The sequence below is a fragment of the Halorubrum tebenquichense DSM 14210 genome (assembly GCF_000337415.1).
GTDB lineage: Archaea > Halobacteriota > Halobacteria > Halobacteriales > Haloferacaceae > Halorubrum > Halorubrum tebenquichense.
The window spans coordinates 1-3,275 of the sequence record NZ_AOJD01000056.1 but is presented as its reverse complement, the minus strand read 5'-3'; the positions used below and the strand labels follow the sequence as shown (position 1 = coordinate 3,275).

The following is a 3,275-nucleotide window of genomic DNA, read 5'->3' as shown; positions in this document are numbered from 1 at the left end:
TCTTGGAGTTCCTCGACGGAGATCTCGTTGAGGTGGTCCATTACAGACAACATAGTTTTCCGAGTAAAAAATTCTATCGACTACTATAGTCGAGATCCGAAATACATCGATTGAGTCGCCTCTGAAGCCATTTTAGTGGATATCCCCGTCGCAGCTTTTTAAATCGTGGAACCCCTTATTATCGTAGATTCATGTCCATCGAGGACCCCAACGAGGCGGCGACCGCGCCGGTCGAGATCCTCCACGTCGACGACGACCCTTCGGTGCTCGATCTGACCGAGTCCTTCCTCGACGCGGAGCTGGACGGGGCCCGCGTCACGACGACGACCGAACCGGACGAGGTGATCGGTCACCTCGCGTCGGGGGCGTTCCACTGCGTGATCAGCGACTACGACATGCCGGGACGCGACGGACTGGAGGTGCTCTGTGACGTGCGCGACGAGTACCCGGATCTCCCGTTTATCCTGTACACCGGGAAGGGGAGCGAAGAGATCGCCGCCGAGGCGATAAACGCCGGGGTCACGGGCTACCTTCAGAAGGGCGGTCCGGACCAGATCCGTCGGCTCGCCAACCGCGTCGAACACGCGGCGGTGGAGTTCCGGAGCCAGATCGAGTCGGAGCGGTACTCGACGGTGCTGAAGGCGCTCGACTACCCGATATACGTCGTCAACGAGGACGCCGAGTTCGAGTACGTCAACGAGGCGTTCGTGGACCTCACCGGCTACGACCGGGACGAGATCCTCGGGAGCCCTCCCGGGCTCATCAAGACCGAATCGGACGTGGAGAAGGCCAACGAGAAGCTCGCGGACATCGTGTCTTCGACCGGCCCGGAGCGGGAGAAGTTCGGGGTCGACATTCGGACGAAAGACGGCGAGACGGTCCCGTGTTACGACCACATGGCCGCCCTCCCGTTCGACGGCGATTTCAGGGGGTCGGTCGGCATCCTCCGGGACGCCTCCGAGGAGCAGCGGCGGCGCGAGGAGCTGCTCCGACAGAACGAGCGGCTGGACGAGTTCACCTCCGTCGTGTCGCACGACCTCCGGACGCCGCTGAACAACGCGAAGGCGGCGGCGGAGCTGGCCCGGGCGGACGGGAACGAGGACCACTTCGATCGGCTCGAATCCGAACACGAGCGCATGGACCGGATGATCCGGGACCTGCTGCGGCTCGCCCGCGACGGACGGACGGTGTCGGACGCCGAGCCGGTCGACGTGGGAGCGGTCGCCGCGGAGGCGTGGGAGTCGTTCGGCTGCCCGGCCGACGGGCTCCGACTGCCCGACGGGGAACTGGTCGTCGACGGCGACCCGCCTCGGGTCCGGCGGCTGGTCGAGAACCTCCTGCGCAACGCCGTCGATCACGGGCGGTCGCCGGTGACGGTGACCGTCGGGGAGCACGGCGGCGGATTCTACGTCGCCGACGACGGTCCGGGAGTCGACGAGGAACGGGTCGATGCGATCTTCGAGCCGGGGTTCACGACCGCGTCCGACGGCACCGGGTTCGGACTGACGATCGTGAAGCGGATCGCCGACGCGCACGGGTGGAGGGTCGACGTGACGGAGAGCGACGCCGGCGGCGCTCGGTTCGAGTTCGCGCTCGACACGGAGCCGAACACGCAGATCGAAGCGCCGCGCGTCGTCTGAGCCGGGTCCGACTCTTCTCGCATCCACCGCGGTCCGACCGCCGGTCTCGTGTTCCGAGCGCGAGCGAGGCGGCCGCTCGCCGGCCGGTCGCGTCCCGACCAGCGCGAGCAGAGGCGCGCGATCGGCGGGTCCGGACCCGTCGGTCGGGGGTCGACCGCGCCGGACACTCGGAGACGGGCGACGCGCCGCCGGACCGCAACGCCTTTCACAACCAAGTAATACTACCAAGTTGTATGGACGGATACAACGGCTTCGCGGACGTGAGCGAGACCGACGTAACGAGAGCCATCGGAAACGAGTGGACCGACGGCTTCCTGGACTTCACCGAGTCGGAGGTCATCATCCTCGGCGGGGGTCCCTCCGGGCTGATGGCCGCGAAGGAACTGGCCGAGCGCGGCGTGAAAGTGATGATCGTCGAGAAGAACAACTACCTCGGCGGCGGGTTCTGGCTCGGCGGCTTCCTGATGAACACGGTGACGGTCCGCGACCCCGCACAGGAGATCCTCGACGACCTCGACGTGGACTACGAGCCGGTCGAGGACGTCGACGGCCTCTACACCGCGCCGGGGCCGGAGGCCTGTTCCGGGCTGATCAAGGCGGCCTGCGACGCCGGCGCGCGCGTCCAGAACATGACGGAGTTCACCGACCTCGTCGTGCGCGAGGACCACGAGGTCGGCGGGATCGTGATGAACTGGACGCCGGTCCACGCGCTGCCCCGCGAGATCACCTGCGTCGACCCCATCGCGGTCGAGTCCGACCTCGTCATCGACGCGACCGGCCACGACGCGGTCGCGATCAGCAAGCTCGACGAGCGCGGCGTCCTCTCCGCGCCCGGCATCGAGCACGCGAAGGAGCACAACACCGGGATGGACCAGACCGAGGACGGCGAGTACGGCGCGCCCGGCCACGACTCGCCCGGCCACGACTCGATGTGGGTGGGCGAGAGCGAGGACGCCGTGGTCGAGCACACCGGCGTCGTCCACGACGGCCTGATCGCGTCCGGCATGGCGGTCGCGACCGCCCACGGCCTCCCGCGGATGGGCCCGACGTTCGGCGCGATGCTGGTCTCCGGCAAGAAGGCGGCACAGAGCGCCCTCGACGAACTCGGCGTCGACGGTCCCGCGGTCGAACTGTCGACCGGCGGCGCGCCCGCTCCCGCTGACGACTGAGACTCGGATCGCGGTTCCGGGAGCGACTCGGAGCGAGTCGCGAGACCCACGGCCCCCTCCGGCCCTCCAGACGGTCAGTACTACGAGATCGGTTTCGACGCGATCACGTTTCCGACCGAGACCACCGAAACCCCAGTCGCTCGGCGATACGTTGCTGTTTTCGAATTGCTGATCAACACGAACCACTCCGAAGCCCCAGTCGGTCGCTACGGCGAAGTTCGTATCGAGAACACGACCGCCGAAGCCCCAGTCGGTCGCTACGGCGAAGTTCGTATCGAGAACACGACCGCCGAAGCCCCAGTCGGGAGGCGGGCGCACGCTCGGGGCGCTCCTCACTCGGTCGCTTCGCCCCCTCGTTGCGGTGCTGCCGTCGCCTGCGCCCGCCCCCCGACTGCCCCTTCGAGTCCCGCCCCGCGACAGCACCGCACCTCACGCCTCCCCAGCCTCGTCGCTGGCACCCTCCGCT

At 67.5% G+C, this 3,275-nt stretch carries 2 protein-coding genes; both read left to right on the top strand.

The genetic code is table 11. The features are described 5' to 3' along the window. Positions 1-191: 191 nt before the first annotated feature. Entirely contained in the window at positions 192-1,640 is a 1,449-nt protein-coding gene (locus C472_RS10640) for a sensor histidine kinase (protein ID WP_006629838.1), read from the top strand. A 233-nt stretch (positions 1,641-1,873) separates the two neighbouring features. Then, positions 1,874-2,809, top strand: coding sequence for a sulfide-dependent adenosine diphosphate thiazole synthase (locus C472_RS10635; protein WP_006629837.1), 936 nt, complete (start codon positions 1,874-1,876; stop codon positions 2,807-2,809). Positions 2,810-3,275 lie beyond the last annotated feature (466 nt).

Coding starts and splice junctions, on each gene's coding strand:
- C472_RS10640 (WP_006629838.1), top strand. CDS start 192: ATGTCCATCGAGGACCCCAACGAGGCGGCGACCGCGCCGGTCGAGATC.
- C472_RS10635 (WP_006629837.1), top strand. CDS start 1,874: ATGGACGGATACAACGGCTTCGCGGACGTGAGCGAGACCGACGTAACG.